The 3,192-nt window shown below is 63.9% G+C and carries 2 protein-coding genes; one reads left to right on the plus strand and one right to left on the minus strand.

Annotated features, from left to right (window positions below):
- Positions 1-302: 302 nt before the first annotated feature.
- Positions 303-2,852, plus strand: a complete 2,550-nt coding sequence (locus LJE91_04825) for a carbohydrate-binding protein (GenBank protein ID MCG6868063.1) — start codon at positions 303-305, stop codon at positions 2,850-2,852.
- Here the strand turns inward: LJE91_04825 and LJE91_04830 are convergent.
- Positions 2,844-3,192 (minus strand): hypothetical protein (locus tag LJE91_04830; GenBank protein ID MCG6868064.1); only part of this gene is annotated, 349 nt, incomplete at its 5' end. The genes LJE91_04825 and LJE91_04830 overlap by 9 nt on opposite strands.

A 3,192-nucleotide genomic window follows, 5' to 3' on the forward strand; every position in this document is an offset into this window, starting at 1 on the left:
CGTCCCCATGGCGCCCTGCCCCAGCACCGACACGATCCGGTACTTGCCGATAATCTCCGGGTAGGCCGACATGTGCGCTTCAGGGGATCCAGATGTATAAGTTTAAAATGTGTTCCCGAAGTATAGCGCGTCCGTTTCCCCGAAGGTTCGGGGCCTGGCAGGATGGACCTCACGACGACACCGGTACGCGGCGGGCGTGAAAAATTTCTCACTTCGCCGCGCCGTTTTCTCACGGAAATCGCTGAGCACCCGCAATAGATTGGGTTAGATCGTCGCAAACTACCACGGCTGCGGGAGGAAACATGGATACGACTCGATCATGCGGGACGGGCAAGGCACAACGACGGGTCTCGATCTGTCTGCTCTCCCTGACGATGGCCCAGGCACCGACCCTGGCGGCGACACTCGCCGGGATTGAACCCCTCGAACCCCACCCGGGCGTCGTCCCCATCGACGGGACCCTCTCGGCGGTAACGGGGCCCTCCACGGGCAGCGTGGTCAGGCTGCTCGAGGCGGAGGAGGCGGTCCATAACGGTTCGATAGAGGTCGCCGCCAACCACGAAGGCTATACCGGCACGGGATTCGTCGATTTCCTCGAGGAGGGGAATATCGAATGGACCGTCGACACGCCGATGCGCGGCCTGTATCAGCTCGAGTTCCGTTACGCCCTGGGTGTGGACCAGTCCCGCCCGATGGATATCCTGGCCAACAGCGTCCCGGTCAGTTCCGACGTCTCGTTTCCCTTCACGCAACGCTGGGAGAACTGGCAGACCGTGCAGTTCTTCGTGAAACTGGAAAGCGGCACCAACGTGATCCGGCTGACCACCGACGGCGCCAGCGGACCGAACGTCGACCACCTGCTCGTCTCGCTGACGCCCCCGGACGCGAACAAGTTCCTGAGCCTCCCCATCCACTCCTCGGACACGGTGTTTCGCGGCAGCGAGAGCCATGCCTCGGCCTACTACAAGGTCATCGATCCGCTGGACCGCAAGACCACGCTGGCCGACTGGAAGACAGAGAACGGTTTCGACGGCAGCGAGAACGCCAACGCCGATTCCCACGCGGTGTATCTGAACGCGGCCGACCTGAATTTCGGCAGGAGCATGTTCGTGAAGCAATCCGGCGACCGCATCGCCTCCTTCGTGCAGAACTATCCGAGCGTGGCGGACGCCATCGCCGGGACCAACCTGATCGCGACGGTCGCCATGGAGTATGGCTACCCCCTGAACAAGGACAGCGGCCTGGAGATGACCGACAAGCCGAGGTTCACCACCTTCTATGTCTTCAACGCCGCCGGTACCCGAGTGACGAGCGCAGATCTCGACGGGCGGGGCGAGAAGTTCGTCCCGGGCCTGTGCAATGTCTGCCACGGCGGCAAACCGAAGTCGGGCGGATTCCACGGCTCGGTCGCGACCTACCAGGACCGTGGCGACACCGGGGCGAAGTGGATTCCGTGGGACCTGGACACCTACGAGTTCCACCCCTCCCTGACGCGTGTCATGCAGGAAAGCACCTTCAAGGCCATGAATGCGACCATCCTCCAGACCAACCCCACCAGCACGACGCGGACGCTGGTCAAGGGCTGGTACGGCGGCGAGGGGATGCCCGAGCCCGCCTTCAACGGGGCCTTCGTCCCGTCCGGATGGAAGAACGCGGGTGCCGACGGCGACAAGAGCGCGCTCTATCTCAACGTCGTCGCACCGAGCTGCCGCGCCTGCCACAGCCAGCGGGGGACCTACAACAACAGCGGTCACGTCGTGTTCCAGGGCGAGGCGCTGGAGCAGTCGCTGGAGTTCGCGACCTTCTCCGCCTTCAAGGGCTACAAGGACGAGATCGAGTCGCTGGTCTACGATCAGGGCATCATGCCGCTGGCGCTGCGCACCTACGAGCGCTTCTGGCGCAGCGACCAGCCGAAGATCCTCGACGAGCAGCTGTTCGGCGGGACGGCGCACAAGAACCCGCCCGCGGACGTCCTCTCGAGTGAGGCGAAGTACGACTTTGGCGACCTTCGCCGGCCGGGACGCCCGGTGTTGCGGATCGCGGGGTTGCGCTTTTCCAATTCCTTCGGCTACTCGTTCGCTGATGTAAAGGACAGCGGCAGGGTCAGGCTGAACGCAAGGCCCAGCTACTTCGGCGAGACCTTCTCCTGGAGTATCCAGAGTGCCCCGGGCGCCATACCCACGATCAATTCCGCTGACAAGTCGCTGGCGACCTTCGACCTCGATCCGTCTGCCTCCTCGGACATCAAGTCCGAAGGCAGCAGCAGCCCCTATCACGTTCGCCTGTTGGTGAGGAACAAGCACGCGGGCGACCCCGCCGAGTCCGTAACGGGTCAGTTGTGGAGCAACAGCGATCTGGAGCCGCTGAATTTCGTCGAAGACATCTACCCGCTGCTCACGACCGGCTTTCCCTCGACGCGGTCCTCGACACCCCTGTCCTGCATCCAATGTCACAGCAACGGCAATGTCGTGAGCCGGGCGGACGGCATCTTCGTGCTGCGCGATTTTCAGCTCCCCGAAGGCGAAAATGAGGCGATCTGGAAGGACTATGCGTTCTCGCACTTCATGACCCGGGTCAACTGCGACGATCCCGCCGCGAGCCTGGTCTTGCTGAAACCCGCCGGATTCCACCACTGGAACGGTACGGTGAACGGATTTGCGAACCTGGGTGACTCGGGTGACGCCAACCACCGTGCGGAGATCCTGCGCTGGATCATGGAAGGAGCGCCCTACGATTCGGCGGGCTCAAGGATGGGATGTCAGGCAAGCCGACTCAACCTCCTTCCCGGGGACATCGGATTGTTGCCGAAACCCCTGAGTCCCGTTCCCAACCGGGACCTGCTCTCACGTTGAGGCTCCCGGAAGCGCGTCCCCGCGTGGATAGAGTTCGGGCAACGGTCCCGCCCTCTTCCCACGTGGGGCCGGCGGCGGCAGGCGGTCCAGACACCGTTGCAGGAGCTCACCGGTCCAGGAACTGCCGCCGGTGCCATAGACCGCACGGTCGAGGGCGACCAGTGCCCCGCGGCACGCCGGATCGGGTATACGCGTCGCGACGGCGGAAAGCCCTGCGGGCGGGGCATCCGGCCAGTGGATTGCGGCCCAGTCAAGTAATGACGCGCGCGCCGCGAGGGCGTTTCCTGAGGCACAGGCAGAATGAAACCGCCGTCGGGCGGCCCTTTCCGAGTCCGTAGCG

Source organism: Gammaproteobacteria bacterium (assembly GCA_022340215.1).
Lineage (GTDB): Bacteria > Pseudomonadota > Gammaproteobacteria > JAJDOJ01 > JAJDOJ01 > JAJDOJ01.

Coding starts and splice junctions, on each gene's coding strand:
- LJE91_04825 (MCG6868063.1), top strand. CDS start 303: ATGGATACGACTCGATCATGCGGGACGGGCAAGGCACAACGACGGGTC.